The sequence below is a fragment of the Streptomyces sp. NPDC030820 genome (assembly GCF_055572075.1).
The window spans coordinates 613,304-631,034 of the sequence record NZ_JBVIEB010000001.1 but is presented as its reverse complement, the minus strand read 5'-3'; the positions used below and the strand labels follow the sequence as shown (position 1 = coordinate 631,034).

The 17,731-nt window shown below is 71.3% G+C and carries 15 protein-coding genes; 8 read left to right on the top strand and 7 right to left on the bottom strand.

The window, feature by feature from the left end; all coding sequences use genetic code 11:
* Positions 1-363 precede the first annotated feature (363 nt).
* On the bottom strand, positions 364-1,584 hold the full coding sequence (locus tag ACZ418_RS02840; protein ID WP_468355889.1) for an ROK family protein: 1,221 nt from the start codon (positions 1,582-1,584) through the stop codon (positions 364-366).
* A 131-nt stretch (positions 1,585-1,715) separates the two neighbouring features.
* Here ACZ418_RS02840 and ACZ418_RS02835 point away from each other — a divergent pair, with 131 nt between their 5' ends.
* From ACZ418_RS02835 to ACZ418_RS02825, 3 genes are all read left to right on the top strand, one after another.
* Positions 1,716-3,416 carry an MGH1-like glycoside hydrolase domain-containing protein gene (locus ACZ418_RS02835; protein ID WP_468355886.1) on the top strand — a complete coding sequence of 567 codons (1,701 nt, stop codon included), beginning with the start codon at positions 1,716-1,718 and terminating at the stop codon, positions 3,414-3,416.
* On the top strand, positions 3,413-5,350 hold the full coding sequence (locus tag ACZ418_RS02830; protein ID WP_468355883.1) for an amylo-alpha-1,6-glucosidase: 1,938 nt from the start codon (positions 3,413-3,415) through the stop codon (positions 5,348-5,350). Before ACZ418_RS02835 ends, ACZ418_RS02830 begins: the two co-directional genes overlap by 4 nt.
* 127 nt (positions 5,351-5,477) lie before the next feature.
* Positions 5,478-7,265, top strand: a complete 1,788-nt coding sequence (locus ACZ418_RS02825; RefSeq protein WP_468355880.1) for an alkaline phosphatase family protein — start codon at positions 5,478-5,480, stop codon at positions 7,263-7,265.
* Here the strand turns inward: ACZ418_RS02825 and dusB are convergent, their stop codons facing one another.
* On the bottom strand, positions 7,266-8,396 hold the full coding sequence (dusB, locus tag ACZ418_RS02820) for a tRNA dihydrouridine synthase DusB (RefSeq protein ID WP_468355877.1): 1,131 nt from the start codon (positions 8,394-8,396) through the stop codon (positions 7,266-7,268). It abuts the gene before it with no gap.
* 226 nt (positions 8,397-8,622) lie between these two features.
* Between dusB and ACZ418_RS02815 the strand changes: the two genes are divergently transcribed.
* A complete protein-coding gene (locus ACZ418_RS02815; protein ID WP_468355874.1) occupies positions 8,623-10,074 on the top strand; it encodes an MFS transporter in 1,452 nt (483 codons plus the stop codon).
* A 166-nt stretch (positions 10,075-10,240) separates the two neighbouring features.
* Here the strand turns inward: ACZ418_RS02815 and ACZ418_RS02810 are convergent, their stop codons facing one another.
* On the bottom strand, positions 10,241-11,152 hold the full coding sequence (locus tag ACZ418_RS02810) for a helix-turn-helix transcriptional regulator (protein ID WP_468355871.1): 912 nt from the start codon (positions 11,150-11,152) through the stop codon (positions 10,241-10,243).
* Positions 11,153-11,253: 101 nt separating this feature from the next.
* Between ACZ418_RS02810 and ACZ418_RS02805 the strand changes: the two genes are divergently transcribed.
* The 3 genes from ACZ418_RS02805 to ACZ418_RS02795 all read left to right on the top strand — a co-directional run bounded on the left by ACZ418_RS02805 (position 11,254) and on the right by ACZ418_RS02795 (position 13,693).
* Entirely contained in the window at positions 11,254-12,681 is a 1,428-nt protein-coding gene (locus ACZ418_RS02805) for an MFS transporter (protein WP_468355868.1), read from the top strand.
* Positions 12,682-12,817: 136 nt separating this feature from the next.
* Positions 12,818-13,042, top strand: a complete 225-nt coding sequence (locus ACZ418_RS02800; RefSeq protein WP_468355865.1) for a hypothetical protein — start codon at positions 12,818-12,820, stop codon at positions 13,040-13,042.
* 150 nt (positions 13,043-13,192) lie between these two features.
* Positions 13,193-13,693, top strand: coding sequence for a hypothetical protein (locus ACZ418_RS02795; RefSeq protein ID WP_468355862.1), 501 nt, complete (start codon positions 13,193-13,195; stop codon positions 13,691-13,693).
* On the opposite strand, the gene ACZ418_RS02790 is transcribed toward ACZ418_RS02795, so the two are convergent.
* The 3 genes from ACZ418_RS02790 to ACZ418_RS02780 all read right to left on the bottom strand — a co-directional run bounded on the left by ACZ418_RS02790 (position 13,674) and on the right by ACZ418_RS02780 (position 15,897).
* Entirely contained in the window at positions 13,674-14,270 is a 597-nt protein-coding gene (locus ACZ418_RS02790; RefSeq protein ID WP_468355859.1) for a TetR/AcrR family transcriptional regulator, read from the bottom strand. The genes ACZ418_RS02795 and ACZ418_RS02790 overlap by 20 nt on opposite strands.
* A 26-nt stretch (positions 14,271-14,296) precedes the next feature.
* Positions 14,297-15,307 (bottom strand): aldo/keto reductase, encoded by a 1,011-nt coding sequence (locus tag ACZ418_RS02785; RefSeq protein WP_468355856.1) that lies wholly within the window; start codon positions 15,305-15,307, stop codon positions 14,297-14,299.
* Between the two features lie 74 nt (positions 15,308-15,381).
* Positions 15,382-15,897: a TetR/AcrR family transcriptional regulator gene (locus ACZ418_RS02780; RefSeq protein ID WP_468355853.1), complete on the bottom strand. Its 516-nt coding sequence runs from the start codon at positions 15,895-15,897 to the stop codon at positions 15,382-15,384.
* A gap of 28 nt (positions 15,898-15,925) precedes the next feature.
* On the opposite strand from ACZ418_RS02780, the gene ACZ418_RS02775 reads away from it, so the two are divergent.
* Positions 15,926-16,156 carry a nuclear transport factor 2-like protein gene (locus tag ACZ418_RS02775; protein ID WP_468355850.1) on the top strand — a complete coding sequence of 77 codons (231 nt, stop codon included), beginning with the start codon at positions 15,926-15,928 and terminating at the stop codon, positions 16,154-16,156.
* Positions 16,157-16,248: 92 nt separating this feature from the next.
* Here ACZ418_RS02775 and ACZ418_RS02770 read toward each other — a convergent pair whose 3' ends face one another.
* Positions 16,249-17,631 (bottom strand): glycine--tRNA ligase, encoded by a 1,383-nt coding sequence (locus ACZ418_RS02770; protein ID WP_468355847.1) that lies wholly within the window; start codon positions 17,629-17,631, stop codon positions 16,249-16,251.
* Positions 17,632-17,731 lie beyond the last annotated feature (100 nt).

Below are 17,731 nucleotides of genomic sequence, written 5' to 3'. Positions count from 1 at the left end.
GAAGGAACATGGGTACGTCCACTTGCGCGTCATGAGCCCGTAACCACTCGTCCGCCAGCGGATCGAAAGTCAAGGCTTGGCAAGCCAACACCGCCAAATGTCTTCACTTCTTGAACGCAAGCATGCCCCGAGATGGGGTTTCCCGCTCAGATGAGCAGGCATCCCGCACGTCTGATTTCGATCGATGAACGATCAAGGGGTGGCACCGAGTGCCACCCCTTGGAGAAGTGCAGTCGCCCAAGATCCGCTCATCTGAGCGCAACCCTTATCAAGGGTGGCGAGAATCACGCTGCCACAGCCCGCCGGATTTCACCATGCGGACTGCTTCCCGGTACCCGGAAACACCCACGTCACACGGCCGCATCAGACACCCAGCGCCCGCAGCCGCTCCTCCGCCCGCTCCGGCGCGTAGAGGTGTTCCACGACCAGCGCCCCCGCTCCGATGAGCGCGGCCTGCTCCCCCAGCCGGGAGGTCACGACCTGGAGATGGGCCGTGGAGCGCGGCAGCGCCCGCTGGTAGAGGAGTTCCCGGACGCCGGTGAGGAAGGGGGTCCCGGCCAGGTCGCCCGCGATCATCAACACCCCGGGGTTGAGCAGGGTCACCACCGTCGCCAGTACGTCCCCGACCCGCCGCCCGGCCTCCCGGGCCAGCGCCGCCGCCTCCGGATGCCCGGCGGCCAGCAGATCCCGTACGTCCGCGCCGGAGGCGGCCGGCACCCCGTTCTCGGCCAGCCGCCGGGCCACGGCGCCCCCGCTCGCGACGGCGGCGAGACAGCCGTGCGAACCGCAGCGGCACAGCGCGTCCGCGCCGACCCGGATGTGCCCGATGTCGCCGGCGCCGCCGTCGATCCCCCGGTAGATCGAGCCGTCCACGACCACTCCGCCGCCGATGCCGGTGGACACCTTGACCAGGACGAAGGCCGCGCAGTCGGGGTGGCCGGCGCGCTGTTCGCCGTACGCCATGAGGTTCGCGTCGTTGTCGACCAGGACGGTGACGGCCGGGGCGCCGGTGTGTTCGGTGAAGGCGCGGGAGAGACGGCCCGTTATGTCGTAGCCGTCCCAGCCCGGCATCATGGGCGGCTGCACCACCCGGCCCGTTCCGGAGTCCACCGGACCGGGCACGGCGAGCCCGATGCCGCAGACCTCCGCCGCCGGGCGCCCGGTCTTCTCCAGCAACTCGCCGAACCAGTGGCCCAGTTCGGACAGTACGACCTCCGGGCCGTCCCCGATCACGAGCGTCCCCGAGTGCTCGGCGAGGATCTCGCCGGTCAGGGAGAGAACGGCCGCGCGGGCGTGCCGGGTGTCCAGGTCGGCGGCGAGGACGACGGCGTGGGAGTCGTCGAACTCCAGGGTGATGGAGGGGCGGCCGCCGAGCGGCGAGTCGACCGGGCCGCCGGCGCCCTCGCGCAGCCAGCCGGCCCGGAAGAGGCGGTCCAGGCGCTGGCCAACGGTCGCGCGGGAGAGTCCGGTCGCCTGCTGGAGCGCACCGCGCGTCACCGCCCGTCCGCTGCGGACCAGTTCGAGCAGCTCGCCGGCGCCGGCCGGGCCGCCGGCCTTCCCGATTCTTCCCGGACGTTCGGTCATGCGCACCCCCTTGTGTTTCCCAAGCCTGCATTACATATTGAGTTTTGCGTGTTAAATAGACGTAACTCTACGACGGTTACCACCAAACCCGGTCGGCCCGGCCGGGTGTCTTCGTCTTCGGGGAGCCCCGAGTGGATCGCAGCACGCAGCTCACCGTCCGTCCCGCGGAACCCGCGACGTACGAGTCCGCGGGTGATCCCCCGCTCTCCGGCAGCTCCCTGCCCGTCCGGGCGGCCCGGGTGCTCGACGCGAACTGGACGGGCGCCTCGACGGTCCCCTCCCGGAGCCTGTATCCGCACCAGTGGTCCTGGGACTCGGCGTTCATCGCGATCGGCCTGCGGCATGTCTCGCCGCTGCGGGCCCAGACCGAGCTGGAGACACTGCTGGCCGCCCAGTGGGCCGACGGGCGCGTCCCGCACATCGTCTTCAACCCCTCCGTACCGCTCGACGCCTACTTCCCCAGCCCCGACTTCTGGCGCTCCTCCACCGCCGGTCGCACGGCGGGCGCCCCGCGCGCCGTACAGACGTCGGGGATCGTGCAGCCACCGGTACACGCGCTCGCGGCCTGGCTGGTGCACCGCGCCGACCCCGGGCTGTCGCGCGCCCGCGGCTTCCTGGCCCGGATGTACCCGCGGCTGGCCGCCTGGCACCGCTATCTGCTGCACCGCCGGGACCTGGGCGGCGCGGGGCTGGTGTCCGTGGTCCACCCCTGGGAGCAGGGCATGGACAACAGCCCCTGCTGGGACGCCCCGCTCGCCCGGATCACCCCCGCCCCGGCCCGCTCCTTCCGCCGCGCCGACCTCGCCCACGGGGCGCCCGAGGACCGGCCGACGGATCTGGACTACGGACGGTATGTGCGGCTGGCCGCCGATTACCGGGACGCGGGGTACAGGGACGGGACGGGTGCGGGACACGGGGCCGGGGGCGGTGAATTCGCGGTGGAGGACCCGGCGTTCAACGCCCTGCTCATCGCCTCCGAACACGCGCTGGCCAGGATCGCCGAGGAACTGGGCGCCTCCGGCACCGCCCGGCACGCACGCGCCGAACGGCTGACCCAGGTGCTGGTGGAGCGGCTGTGGGACCCGGCGGCCGCGCTGTTCCTGTGCCGGGACCTGCGCGACGGCGGACCGAGCCGCGAGCGGGACGTCTCGGGCCGGATCCGCCGGCCGGGCGCCTCCGGGCGGCTACCGGAGCCGGGCCCCTCCGGACCGCTCTACGAACAGGGCGGCGACGGCCCCACCGACGACCAGCGCAGCTCCGGACCGGACGACCAACGGGGCGCTCCCTGCCCGGCCCGCCGGCAGGGCGCCCGCGCCCCGGCCCGCCAACAGGGCGGCTCCGGTCCGATCCCGGAGCGGAGTGTCTCCGGGCTGGTGCCGCTCATCCTCCCCGGGCTGCCGCGTGAGGTCGTCGACGCGCTCGTGCGCACGCTGTGCGGGCCGCACTTCGGGCTCGGCGGGTGTACCCGGCTCGTGCCCAGTTACGACCTGCTCGGCGAGGCCTTCGATCCGCACCGGTACTGGCGCGGGCCGGCCTGGTTCAACACGAGCTGGCTGCTGGAGCGGGGCCTGCGGGTGCACGGCGAGCGGGAGCGGGCCGACGCGCTGCGCGCGGCCGTGCTGCACCTCGCCGAGGTCACCGACTTCGCGGAGTACGTCGACCCGTACACCGGCGAGGCCTGCGGCGCGACCGGCTTCGGCTGGACCGCCGCGCTCGCCCTCGACCTGCACCACGAGTTGCACAAAGACCTGCTCAAGGGCGCCCGCGAGGGCGTGTCCGAGGCGGCCACCGGCACGTTCGACAGAAGTGAAGAAGGAGGCGACCGGGCATGACGGACCGGCATCATCTGCTCGTGCACGGGGCGACGTTCGCCGCCGTGGGCGACCGGGGTGACATCAGCGGGGTCCGGGGCAGCGGCTCCCCGGACGGGTTGTTCGTACGGGACGCCCGGCATCTCAGCCGCTGGCAGCTTACCGTCGACGGCGCCGTGCCCGAGGTGCTCACCCCGGTGACCGACGGTGACACGGCCCGCTGCGTCCTGGTCCCGCGCGGCGGCCGGCAGGAGCCTCCGGCGCACACCCTCTTCCGCCAACAGGCGGTCGGTGACAGCTCGTTCGTCGAATCGCTCCGGGTGACCAGCAACCGCCCGGTGCCGACCACCGTCCGGCTCGCCGTCACCGCCGACGCGGACTTCACCGACCAGTTCGAACTCCGCTCCGACCACCGCACCTACGCCAAGCCCGGCGCCGTACGCTCTCGCGAAGTCCTCGACGACGGCATCGAGTTCACCTACCGGCGCGCCGAATGGCAGTCCCGTACGACCATCACCGCCGACCCGGCCCCCGACGCCGTGGAGGAGACCGGCACGGGCGCCCGCCGCCTGGTGTGGACCCTCGACCTGGCACCGCACGGCACGACCGAGCTGCTGCTCCGCGTGATCGCCCGCCCGCACCGCGAGAAGCGCGCCCTGCGCGTACCCCGCGACCCGGCATCGGTCCGTGCACAACTGCGCGCACTGGAAGGGGAGTTCGTGGAGGGTGTGGCCTTCCCGACCGGCTGGCCGGAGCTGGCGGCGGCCTGCGCGCGGGGCCTCGCCGACCTGGCGGCGCTCCAGGTGCCGGCGCGGGGACCCGACGGCGAGGAAGTGCGCGTCCCGGCCGGCGGCGCCCCCTGGTTCCTCACCCTCCTGGCCCGGGACGCCCTGCTCACCTCCCTGTTCGCACTGCCGTACCGCCCCGAACTGGCCGCCGCCACGCTCCCCGCGCTCGCCGCGACCCAGGCGACCGGCAGCGGCCCGTCCCCGCTCGCCCAGCCGGGCAAGATCGTGCACGAGGTACGGCACGGCGAGCTGGCGCACTTCGGGCAGGTGCCGTTCGGGCGGTACTACGGCTCGGTCGACGCGACCCCGCTGTTCCTGATCCTGCTCGGCGCGTACGTCGAGCACACCGGGGACACCGGCCCGGCCCGGCGTCTTGAGCCGCACGCGCGTGCCGCCGTCGGCTGGATGCTGGACCACGGCGGCCTGACCTCGCGCGGCTACCTCGTCTACCGGGCCGACGAGGGCGGCCTCGCCAACCAGAACTGGAAGGACTCCCCCGGCGCGATCTGCTGCGCGGACGGCACCCGGCCGACCGGCGCGGTGATGGCGGCGGGCGCGCAGGGCTACGCGTACGACGCGCTGCGCCGCACGGCGTGGCTGGCGCGGACGGCGTGGGGCGACGAGACGTACGGCGCCCTGCTGGAACAGGCCGCCGCCGATCTGAGGGACCGGTTCCAGCGGGACTTCTGGATGCGGGAGCAGTCCTTCCCGGCGCTCGCGCTGGACGGCGAGGGCCACCGGATCGACGCGCTGGCGTCCGACGCCGGGCATCTCCTGTGGTCCGGGCTGCTGGACAAGGAGTACGGCGAGGTGGTGGGCCGGCGGCTGCTGGAGCCGGACTTCTTCTCCGGCTGGGGTGTGCGGACGCTGGCCGCGGGGCAGGCGGCGTACCATCCGCTGTCCTATCACCGGGGTTCTGTGTGGCCGCATGACAACGCGCTGATCACGTTGGGGCTCGCGCGGTACGGGCTGCACGACGAGGCTCGGGCGGTGGCGCGTGCGCTGGTGGACGCGGCGACCGTTGCCGGGCATCGGCTGCCGGAGGTTCTGGCCGGGTACGGGAGGGACACGCATCCGGAGCCGGTGCCGTATCCGCATGCGTGTGTGCGGGAGTCACGGTCGGCTGCGGTGCCGCTCGCGCTGTTGACGGCGGTGGGGGGTGTGTAGCGCCGTTGTGGGGTGCAGCTGACGTTTGCCAGGTGTTTGCCCGGTGCCTGTGAACAGGCGTGACCAAGTGGCCGTACGGGACGGCAGATCGGGTCTCGTAGGGAAGGACGCCGGGTTGTCCCAGGACATGAGCACGCGCGAATCAGCCGTAGCGGAAGCCGAGGAGGCCGAGCCGGAGGAGCCCGCCGCGCCGATACCCGGCCCGCGCCGCCGTCCCTTCCCGCGTCCCTGGACCGCCTGCTCGGGATGGGTGCGGCGCTGGCGGGAGGAGCATCCGGCCGGCGCCCAGGCGCTCTCCGTCACCGTCAACGTGCTCGCCGCCGCCCTCGTGGTCGCCGCGCTGGTGATGCCGAACTCCGTGGTGCGGCTGGGGCCTTCGGAGTTTGTGCGGATGCCGGCGGAAGCCGTGATCGGCGCCGCCGTGATGATCGCGTTGCCGCGCCGGCCGCGGGTGGTGCTGGCGGCCGTGTCAGGGGTCGCGCTGGGCGCGATGACCGTGCTGAACGCGCTCGACATGGGCTTCAAGCAATACCTCGGCCGCGGCTTCAACGTCGTTCTCGACTGGAGCCTGTTCGGTGACGCGGAGTCGTACCTGGAGGACTCGCTCGGTCGTACGGAGACCCTGGCCGCCGTGGCCGGTGTGATCGCCCTCGTGCTGCTGCTCTTCGCGCTGCTGGCGCTGTCCGTGGTCCGGCTGAGCAATCTGCTCGCCCGGCACACCGGTATCGCGACCCGGGGCACGCTGGTCGCCGGGGTCGTCTGGATCACCTGCTCCTCCCTCGGCCTCCAGCTGTCCGGCGTACCGCTCGCCTCCGACAGCACCGCCACCGCGCTGAAGGCCCAGGCCCATCTGATCTCGGCCACGCTCAAGGACGAGGCGGAGTTCCGGAAGGTCGCGAAGGTCGACGCGTTCGGGAACACCCCGGGCAGTCAGCTGGTCCCCGATCTGCGCGGCAAGGACATGATCTTCACGTTCATCGAGAGCTACGGCCGCAGCGCGATCGAGGACCCGATCATGGCGCCCGGTGTGGACGCGACGCTCGACGCCCGTACCAAGGCGCTGGCCAAGGCCGGTTTCCACGCCAAGAGCGGCTGGCTGACCTCGGCGACCTACGGCGGCAGCAGCTGGCTCGGCCACTCCACCACCATGTCCGGCCTGTGGATCAGCAACCAGCAGCGCTACCGCACGGTCATGGCCAGCGACCACATGAGCCTGACCGACGCGTTCAAGAGGACCGGTGCCTTCGACACGGTCGGCGTCATGCCGGGCGTGCAGAAGGCGTGGCCGGAGCAGAAGTGGTACGGCCTCGACAAGGTCTACAACGCCTTCGAACTCGGCTACAAGGGGCCCAAGTTCAGCTGGTCGACCATGCCCGACCAGTACGCGCTGCAGCAGTACCAGGACCGGGTGCACAGCAAGAAGCCCGCCGCCGGCAAGGCGCGGATGTCCCTGCTCATCCTCACCTCCAGCCATCAGCCGTGGGCGCCGATCCCGAAGATGGTCGGCTGGGACCAGCTGGGCGACGGCTCGATCTTCAAGGGCATCCAGGCGGCGGGCAACAAGCCGGCCGACGTCATCGCCGACACCACCAAGTCCCGCCAGGAGTACGGCAAGTCGATCCAGTACTCGGTGACCGCGCTGACCGAGTGGCTGACGCGCTACGGCAGCAAGGACACCGTGCTGGTCTTCCTCGGCGACCACCAGCCCATCGCCCGGGTCAGCGGCAACCACGCCAGCCGTGATGTGCCGGTCTCGATCGTCGCCAAGGACCCGAAGGTGCTGGACAAGCTCGCCGGGTGGGGGTGGACGGACGGTCTGCGCCCCGCCCACAACGCGCCGGTGTGGAAGATGAGCGCGTTCCGCGACCGCTTCCTGACGGCGTACGGCTCGACTCCGCACCCGAAGAAGGGCTGATCACCCTCCGGAGGTGTCGAGTTCCGCGTCCTCGCTGACCCCCGCGCAGTCGTACGGGTCCTTCAGCCAGCCGTCCGGCAGCACCACGCGGTTGTTGCCGGACGTACGGCCGCGCGGCCCGTCCGCGCCGGCCGGCCACGGCTGGTCGAGGTCGAGCTCGTCGAGCCCGGCGCGCAGTTCGGCCAGCGAGGACGTGATCGCGAGCCGCTTGCGCATCTCGGAGCCGACCGCGAAGCCCTTCAGATACCAGGCGACGTGCTTGCGGAAGTCCACCACGCCCTTGGACTCGTCGCCGATCCACTCCCCGAGCAGGGTGGCGTGCCGGACCATGACGTCGGCGACCTCCCGGAGCGTCGGCCGCGCGAAGGACGTACGCCCCTCGAAGGCGGCGACCAGGTCCGCGAACAGCCACGGCCGCCCCAGGCACCCGCGCCCGACCACGACCCCGTCGCAGCCGGTCTCCCGCACCATCCGCAGTGCGTCCTCGGCCGACCAGATGTCGCCGTTGCCGAGCACGGGGATCTCCGGGACGTGCTCCTTCAGCCGGGCGATGGCGTCCCAGTCGGCGGTGCCGCCGTAGTGCTGGGCGGCCGTGCGGCCGTGCAGGGCGATCGCGGTGACGCCCTCCTCGACGGCGATGCGGCCGGCGTCGAGGTAGGTGATGTGGTCGTCGTCGATGCCCTTGCGCATCTTCATGGTGACCGGGAGGTCACCGGCGCCGCTCACGGCCTCCCGGAGGATCGCCCGCAGCAGGTTCCGCTTGTACGGCAGGGCCGAGCCGCCGCCCTTGCGGGTCACCTTGGGGACGGGGCAGCCGAAGTTCAGGTCGATGTGATCGGCCAGGTTCTCCTCCGCGATCATGCGGACGGCCTTGCCGACGGTCGCCGGGTCAACGCCGTACAGCTGGATCGAACGCGGCTGCTCGCTCGCGTCGAACCTGATCAGCTGCATGGTCTTCTCGTTGCGCTCGACCAGTGCCCGGGTCGTGATCATCTCGCTGACGAACAGGCCCTTGCCGCCGCTGAACTCTCTGCACAGGGTGCGGAAGGGCGCGTTGGTGATCCCCGCCATGGGTGCGAGCACGACGGGCGGCGTCACGGCGTGCGGGCCGATGGAGAGCGGGTGGGTCATCAGACGACTCCGGGACGGACGTACAGCACAGGGCAAGCACCCATTGTCCCTCACTCCGCCGGCAGCTCGGCCGACGGCCGACCGTGGGGCCGGGTGTGCTTGGTCTTCGACTGCCGCGGGTACTGGGACAGCCGCTGGACAGGGGCATTCCATGATTATGTAGTGCACATCAATTAGACAAACTATTAGTTAGACGCACTATCGAAATCCGCGTACGATTGAAGTCATGCCTGAGCTGAGCCACCGTCGTCGTCTCCTCGTGCTCGCGATCTGCTGCATGAGCCTGCTGATCGTGAGCCTGGACAACACCGTGCTGAACGTGGCGCTGCCGTCCATGCAGCGCGAACTGCACGCCACCACCTCCGGCCTGCAGTGGACGATCGACGCCTACACGCTGGTACTCGCCTCGCTGCTGATGCTCGCGGGCTCGACGGCCGACCGGATCGGCCGCAAGCGGGTCTTCATGTCGGGCCTGGTGATCTTCTCCATCGGCTCGCTGTTGTGCTCGCTCGCGCCGAACCTGTCCCTGCTGGTGGTGTTCCGGATGGTGCAGGCGGTCGGCGGCTCGATGCTCAACCCGGTCGCCATGTCGATCATCACCAACACCTTCACCGACGCCCGGGAGCGGGCCAGGGCGATCGGCGTCTGGGGTGCGGTGGTCGGCATCTCCATGGCGGCCGGCCCGCTGGTCGGCGGCCTGCTGGTGCAGTCCGTGAGCTGGCGCGCGATCTTCTGGATCAACCTCCCGGTCGGCCTCGCGGCCCTCCTGCTCACCCTCCGCTTCGTCCCCGAGTCCCGAGCGCCCAAGGCCCGCCGTCCCGATCCGGTCGGCCAGCTCCTGGTCATCGCCCTGTTCGGCTCGTTGACGTACGCGATCATCGAGGCGCCGGACTCGGGCCTGAGCGCGATGGCCCCGTTCATGGCGATCGCCTTCGGGGCCCTGCTCGGACTGCTCCGGTACGAGCCCCGCCGCACCGAACCCCTCATCGACCTGCGCTTCTTCCGCTCGGCGCCGTTCAGTGGCGCCACGGTGATCGCGATCAGTGCGTTCGCGGCGCTGGGCGGCTTCCTCTTCCTGTCCACGCTCTATCTGCAGAACGTCCGCGGTCTCGACGCCCTGCACGCGGGCCTGTGGATGCTCCCGATGGCCGCGCCGACCTTCCTGTGCGCGCCGCTGTCCGGCCGCCTGGTGGGCAGCCGCGGGCCCCGCCTGCCCCTCCTGATCGCCGGTACGGCGATGACGGCGAGCGGCGTCCTCTTCGCGGCCTTCGAGGCGGAGACCTCGAACACCACCCTCCTCGTCGGCTACATCCTGTTCGGCATCGGCTTCGGCTTCGTGAACGCGCCGATCACCAACACCGCCGTCTCCGGCATGCCGCGCGCCCAGGCCGGCGTCGCCGCCGCGGTCGCCTCCACGAGCCGGCAGCTGGGCCAGACGCTCGGCGTCGCGGTGGTCGGCGCGGTCCTGGCCTCCGGTATCGGCTCGTCGCCCATGAAGCAGGCCTTCGTCTCGGCGGCCCGCCCCGGCTGGTGGATCCTGACCACCTGCGGCCTGGCCGTCCTCCTCCTCGGCCTCCTCACCAGCGGCCACTGGGCGCACCGCACCGCGGAGCGCACGGCCGAGACCCTGGAGTCCGCGGAGATCCGCCAGACGGTCGGAGCCTCGGGGCGCGGCTGAGCGCTCCGCTGGAAGGGCCGCGCTGTGCCGTCGTTCGGGTGGGGCGCCGTTGTGGCTGGTCGCTCCCCCAAGTCCTCGACTTCGCTCGGACCCGGGGGGACCCCCATCGCGGCGGAGCCGCACATCGATGCGGCCCCGCGCCCCTTTGGGGCGCAGGGGCCCCTCCTCAGGATGCTCTGGCAGCCCCGGCAACGGCCCCGCGGGCGATGTCGCACAGCCTCTCCAGGCGCTCGCGGGTCTCCTCGTCGGCGGGGGTGTACGTCACCATGCGGGCGCCCTGCTCGGGGCCGAGCCACAGGTCCGTGTGCTCCAGCTTGAGGTGTCCCACATGGGCGTTGAGGAACTCCTTGGTCTTGCTGCGGGCGGCGACGACCTCGTAACGCTCCCAGTTCTCGCGGAAGTCGGGGGATTCCGTCTGCAGGCGCTTCAGCAGCATCTTCCAGGCCGGCTCGCCGAGATGGCCGGCCATGGACGCGCGCAGGCGGGCGGCCATCAGGCGCTGGGTCTGCTCCAGGTGGACGACCGACGACTGCCAGTCCTTGTTCGTGTACGTGAGGAGGATGCAGTTGCGGTCCTCCGCCGGTATGGCGTCCAGGTCGCCGAGCAGACGGCCGTAGGTGAGGTTGTAGGCGAGGATGTCGTACCGGCTGTTCTGGATGCAGGCCGGGATCGGCTCCAGCTGGCGCAGCATCGCGCGCAGGGCCGGGGTGACGCTCGGGCAGCTCGCGGCGGGCGTCGGATCGATGGCGCCGGCCAGCTGGAAGAGGTGGGCGCGCTCGCTGGCGTCCAGCATCAGGGCGCGGGCCAGGGCGTCCAGGACCTGCACGGAGACCTGGATGTCACGGGCCTGTTCGAGCCATGTGTACCAGGTGACGCCGACCGCGGAGAGCTGGGCGACCTCCTCCCGGCGCAGTCCGGGCGTACGACGCCGGGCCCCGCGCGGCAGGCCCACCTGCTCGGGGTCGATGCGCTCGCGGCGGCTGCGCAGGAACGCGGCCAGCTCGTGCCGCCGGATCTCCGAGCCCCGGGGCGTCGGCTGCGCGGCGGGCGTCTTGCGGTCCGTGGCCATGGTGGTCATGGTTCCAGGGTGCCCGCCCCGTCATCCTGTTGCCAGGTACTTCTTGTACCAGGATGAGGACACTCTGGTACCAGTCTGTGCGGAGGCGCAGGCTCGGGGACATGAGTGAAACCGTCACCACCCCGGCCGTCCGTACGACGGCCGCACCGCCCGCACTCGGCGGGCTCGGGCTGTTCACCGTACTGCTGGCCGCGGCGCTGCCGCTCGTCGATTTCTTCATCGTCAACGTCGCCCTGCCGACCATCGGCACCGACCTCGCCGCGAGCGAGGCCGTGCTGGAGCTGGTGGTGGCCGGGTACGGCGTCGCGTACGCCGTGCTGCTGGTGCTCGGCGGGCGGCTCGGCGACCTGTTCGGGCGGCGCCGGCTGTTCCTCGGCGGAATGGCCGCGTTCGGACTGACCTCGCTGGCCTGCGGGCTGGCGCCGGACGCCTGGAGCCTGGTCGCGGCGCGGGTCGCGCAGGGCGCCTCGGCCGCCGCGATGCTGCCGCAGGTGCTCGCCACCATCCAGGCCACCACGCGCGGCGCGCGCCGCGCCAGGGCCATGAGCCTGTACGGCGCGACCGCCGGACTGTCCATGGTCGCCGGGCAGATACTCGGCGGGGTGCTCGTCGCCGCCGATGTCGCCGGCACCGGCTGGCGCGCGGTGTTCCTCGTCAATGTGCCCGTGGTCGCCCTCGGCCTGCTCCTCGCCGTGCGGGTCGTGCCGGAGACCCGGTCGCAGCACCCCGAGCCCGTCGACGCGCCCGGCACGGTCCTGCTCGCGGTGTCCCTGCTGACGCTGCTCGCCCCGCTCACCGAGGGCCGGGCCGCGGGCTGGCCGCTGTGGACGTGGCTGTCGCTGGCCGCGTTCCCGTTCGCCGCCGGCGCCTTCTGGGCCGTGGAACGGCGGGCCGACCGGTCGGGGCGGACCCCGCTGGTGCCGCCGAGTCTGCTGGCGCTGGCCTCACTGCGGCGCGGTCTGATCCTGATCCTGCCGTTCTCGATCGGCTTCAGCGGGTTCATGTTCGTCATCGCGCTGGCCCTGCAGAAGGGCGCGGGACTCGGTCCGGTGGCGGCCGGGCTCGCGCTCGCGCCGATGGCCGTGGTGTTCCTGTTCACCTCCCTCGCCGGGCCCCGGCTGACGGCCCGTCACGGCACCCGGGTCGTCACCGCCGGCTCGCTGATCCAGGGTGTGGGCGTGCTGCTGATCGTGCTGGCCGCCTGGCGGGACTGGCCGCACCTGGACTTCGGCTCGCTGCTGCCGGGCGCCGCCGTGGCCGGTGCCGGGCAGGCGCTCCAACTGCCCAACGTCTTCCGGATCGTGATGTCCGAGGTGCCGCCCGCCCGGGCCGGTGTCGGCAGCGGTGTGATGGTCACCACTCAGCAGTCCGCGCTCGCCCTCGGCGTGGCCACGCTCGGCACCCTGTTCCTCACCCTCACGTCGAGCATGGGCATGCGGGACGCGCTGGTCACCACGCTGCTGGTGCAGTTGGCCGGGGTCGCGCTGACCGGGCTGCTCAGCCTGCGGCTGCCGCGCGAGGTCGGCTGAGCCGGGGCCCGGCCGGGACGACTCCGGCCACGGCTTGGACAACTCCACGTGAAGCTCCCCCTGTTGATGTTCGTCTTGCTGCACACTCCTGTCCCGGCCGGGGTGTGCCACAGGAGTCGAGGAGACGTGAGGCGTCATGCCGCAGGGCAACAGCACGAGCAAGGTCAGCCGCTGGGACCAGCACGGCCGGGAGCATGTCGTCCTGGTCCAGCGCACGGGGGTGCAGCGCACGATCAGATGCGACACGTGCGGCTGGCGCAGAGGAGCCCAGTTCCTGCCGTGGCTGAAGGCGGAGGAGCATCTGGCCGAGGTCCATCAGGCGACGGTCGATCCGGCGGCGGCCCGGCAGCCCTCCCGTTGAGCGCGGGGTGCGCAGAAATCTTCGGATATCGGCACTGACCTGCGCATATACCTGGTCGGGCGGTCGGTTACGCAGTGTCTCGAGTGGCCAACGGAGCGAAGTCGGGTCAGCCTGGGATACGTCCGATCGAGCGATCGACAGGAGATGAACATGACCTCCGTACTCCGCCACCACCGCTACGGCCGCGCGCTGGGCGCCGGCGTCCTTTCCGTGGCGCTGCTCTCCGGCGGTACGACCGGAGCCTTCGCCGCGACCCACGCACAGCCCCCCACCCCCGCCCCCACCACGACCCGCAGCGGCATGCCGACCGCCACACCCTCGGTGACCCTCACCGGCAGGCCGAGCATGAGGCCGTCGCGGACGCCGACCGCGATGGGTTCGATCACCATCTCGGCGAACCGCAAGGTGATCAAGGTCGGGAACACCGTGGTGTTCATCGGCCGGGTCACGGGTGTGAAGCGCGGCTCCACGCTGGTGCTCCAGCACCTGCGCAACGGCAAGTGGACCACGCTCAAGACCACCACGATCGTGAGCAACAGCGGCCGCTACGCGATCAGACAGACCTTCACCACCAAGGGCACCGAGCACGTGCGGGTGGCGACCAGGTCCGGCACGCTCCACTCCTCGCCGGTCACCGTGAAGGTGAGCTGAGTCCCCGTATCAGCAGGTCCACGACGGCCGTGAACTCCTCGTCGACTCCGGGAGCGGTCCATTCCCGGGCGTAGCAGGGATCGTGGAAACGGCCGGTGGCCTGGAAGACGGCTCGTGCCGCGGCGGCCGGGTCGGACACCGGGAAGGTGCCCGCCCCGGCCCCGTCCGCGATGATCCGGGTCAGCTGTCCGGTCAGGTCGGCGATGTGCTCGCCGACCGCCGTGCCGTTCTCGTCGGTGAGCACCGTGTAGGTGGCGAAGAGTTCGGGGTCGTCGCCCGCCTTGTGCCGTTTGGCCTCGAACAGCGCCGCGAGCCAGGCCCGCAGCCGCTCCTCGGGAGCGCCGTCCGCCGCCACGATCCCGGCGAGCTTCGCCGACGTCCGGTCCAGCCAGCGCTTGGTAACGGCCTCGCGCAGCGCCGCCTTGGTGCGGAAGTGCCGGTAGACACTGCCGTGGCTGACGCCGAGCGCGCGGGCCACGTCGACCACGGTGGCCTTGGCCGGGCCGTGGCGGCGCAGCACCTCCTCGGTCGCTTCGAGGATGCGCTCGGCGGTCAGGGTCTCGGTGGGCGGTGCCATGCCTCAGACGGTACCTGGAGCCATGGTCAGCGCTCGCTGTCGAGGTGTGCCATCTGCGCGGTCGGGTAGCGGTCGCCGGCCGCCGCGTCCGCCGGCACGGCCTCCTCGATCGCCGCCAGGTCGGCCGCCTCCAGGGTGACGTCCAGCGCGCCCAGCGACTCGCCCAGCCGCTCGCGGGTACGGGCGCCGACCAGCGGCACGATGTCGTCGCCGCGGGAGAGCACCCAGGCGATGGCGATCTGCGCGACGGTGACGCCCTTCTGCTCGGCGATCTTGCGCAGGGCCTCGACCAGGTTCAGGTTGTGCTGGAGGTTCTCGCCCTGGAAGCGGGGCGAGTGGGCGCGGAAGTCGTTCGCGGCCAACTGCCGGTCGCGGGTGAAGTGGCCGGAGATCAGGCCGCGGGACAGCACGCCGTACGCGGTGATGCCGATGCCCAGTTCGTGGGTGGTCGGCAGGATGTTCCGCTCGATGCCCCGGCTGATCAGCGAGTACTCGATCTGCAGGTCGGCGATCGGGGCGGTGGCGGCGGCCCGGCGGACGGTCTCGGCGCCGGCCTCGCTCAGGCCGACGTGCCGGACGTACCCCTTCTCGATCAGTTCGGCGATCGCGCCGACGGTCTCCTCGATCGGTACGTCGGGGTCGATGCGGGCGATCCGGTAGACGTCGATGTGGTCGACACCGAGGCGCTGCAGGGAGTAGGCGGCGAAGTTCTTCACGGCGGCGGGGCGGCCGTCGTAGCCGCTCCAGTTGCCCTCCGGGTCGCGCAGGGCGCCGAACTTCACGCTGGTCAGGGCCTGTTCGCGAAGGGCGGCCGGGGCGGTGCGCAGGGCCTCGCCGAGCAGCATCTCGTTGTGGCCCATGGCGTAGAAGTCGCCGGTGTCCAGCAGGGTGACGCCCGCCTCCAGGGCGGCGTGGATGGTCGCGATGGACTCCGCGCGGTCGGCGTCGCCGTAGAGGGCGGACATGCCCATGCAGCCGAGTCCGAGGGCGGAGGTGCGGGGGCCGGTGGTTCCGAGGGTTCGGGTGGGCATCGTCATGGCTTCACTGTTGCATGACGAATGACAGATTTCAATATCTGTCATTCCAACTGTGTCATTCGGAAGGGCGGCGGTCAGTCCGCCGGTTCCGCCAGCGCCTTGATCGCCGGCCGGAGCAGGGCGGCGACGCGGTCGGCCGGGGCCGCACGCAGCGGGGCCAGGCCGAGGAGCTGGTGGCCGATCGTGACGCCCAGCAAGGCGGTGACGAGCAGTGCGGCGCGCAGCTCGCGGTCCTCGGCCCCGGGCAGCGCGCCGCCGACGCCGTCGATCTGCCGCCCCAGGGTCTCGCGGGCCTGCTCGGCGGCGGCCGGGTCGGTGAGCATGGAGCGCATCATCGCCAGCGCACCCTCGGGAAGACCGCCGAGCTTGAGGCCGAGCGCGGCCACCAGCTGATCGACGAGCGCGTCGGTGTCGGTGGCCGTCGGCAGCGCGGGGACCGGCTGCACGGCCCGGGTGAACAGCTCGCGCTTCGAGCCGAAGTACGGCATGACCAGCGCGGGGTCGACGCCGGCCGCGGTCGCCACGGCACGGATGGTGGTGCGATCGAACCCCTTCTCGGCGAACAGTTCCCGGGCACGGAGTTGACTCAACGACTGTTGAGCGAATGGAGTGATCTCCGTGCCGGACCTTCAGCCGCGCGCCGCTCGCACACCCCGCGAGGTGCTGGCCCGCTACTACCAGGCCATGCTCGAGTTCCCGTTCACCTCCCCCGGCTTCCCTCCGCGCTTCGAGGGACGTGAGGCGGTGCGGGCGGGGTACCGGGCGGTCTGGGGCGCGAGTCCTGCCAGGGTGGAGGAGATCAGGAGGATCGCGACGGACGGCATGGGGGTGGCGACGGCCAGGCCGTGAGCACAAGGCTCCGGTGAAGACAAAAGGCCCACCCACCCGGCCGACGGTTGTCGGGCGGGTGGGTGGGCAAGGACGCTGAGGCGCCGCAGGCGTCAGCAGCCCAGCAGGCGACCGGCCAGGTAGCCCTCGATCTGGTCCAGCGACACGCGCTCCTGCTTCATCGAGTCACGCTCACGCACCGTGACCGCGTTGTCCTCGAGCGTGTCGAAGTCGACGGTCACGCAGTACGGCGTACCGATCTCGTCCTGGCGGCGGTAACGGCGACCGATCGCGCCGGCGTCGTCGAACTCGATGTTCCAGTGCTGGCGCAGCGCCTGGGCGAGGCCCTTGGCCTTCGGGGACAGCTCCGGGTTGCGGGACAGCGGCAGCACGGCGGCCTTCACCGGCGCCAGCCGGTGGTCAAGGCGCAGTACCGTCCGCTTCTCCATCTTGCCCTTGGCGTTCGGCGCCTCGTCCTCGACATAGGCGTCGAGCAGGAAGGCCAGCATGGTGCGGCCGACACCCGCCGCCGGCTCGATGACGTACGGCGTCCAGCGCTCCTGGGCCTCCTGGTCGTAGAAGGCGAGGTCCTGGCCGGAGGCCTTGGAGTGGGCACCGAGGTCGTAGTCGGTCCGGTTGGCGACACCCTCCAGCTCGCCCCACTCGCTGCCGCCGAACTGGAAGCGGTACTCGATGTCGGCGGTGCGCTTGGAGTAGTGGGAGAGCTTCTCCTTCGGGTGCTCGTACCAGCGCATGTTCTCAGTGCGCAGACCCAGGCCGGTGTACCAGTTCCAGCGCTGCTCCATCCAGTACTCGTGCCACGTCTCGTCCTCGCCCGGCTTGACGAAGAACTCCATCTCCATCTGCTCGAACTCGCGGGTGCGGAAGATGAAGTTGCCGGGCGTGATCTCGTTGCGGAAGGACTTGCCCATCTGGGCGATGCCGAACGGCGGCTTCTTGCGCGAGGCGGTCTGCACCTGGGCGAAGTTGGTGAAGATGCCCTGGGCGGTCTCGGGGCGCAGGTAGGCGACCGAGCCGCTGTCCTGGGTCGGGCCGAGGTGCGTCGACAGCAGGCCGGAGAACTGCTTGGGCTCGGTGAACTGGCCCTTGTTGCCGCAGTTCGGGCAGTTGATGTCGGCCAGGCCGTTCGCCGGGGCGTGGCCCTTCTTCTCCTCGTACGCCTCCTCCAGGTGGTCGGCGCGGAACCGCTTGTGACACGAGGTGCACTCGGTCAGCGGGTCCGTGAAGGTGGCGACGTGGCCGGAGGCGACCCAGACCTCGGGGGCCAGGATGACGGACGAGTCGATACCGACCACGTCCTCGCGCGACGTCACCATGTAGCGCCACCACTGGCGCTTGATGTTCTCCTTGAGCTCGACACCCAGCGGTCCGTAGTCCCAGGCGGCACGCTGTCCGCCGTAGATCTCACTGCACGGGAAAACGAAGCCACGGCGCTTGCTCAGGCTGACGATGGTGTCGATCTTGTCGGCGGCCACGGTGCTCTCTTCATTACGACGACGGGCGTTGAAGCGAGATGCTTCCAGCGAATGATTCAGGTTACCGGCGCAGGCTCCCCCCGGACCAAATCGACCCCCT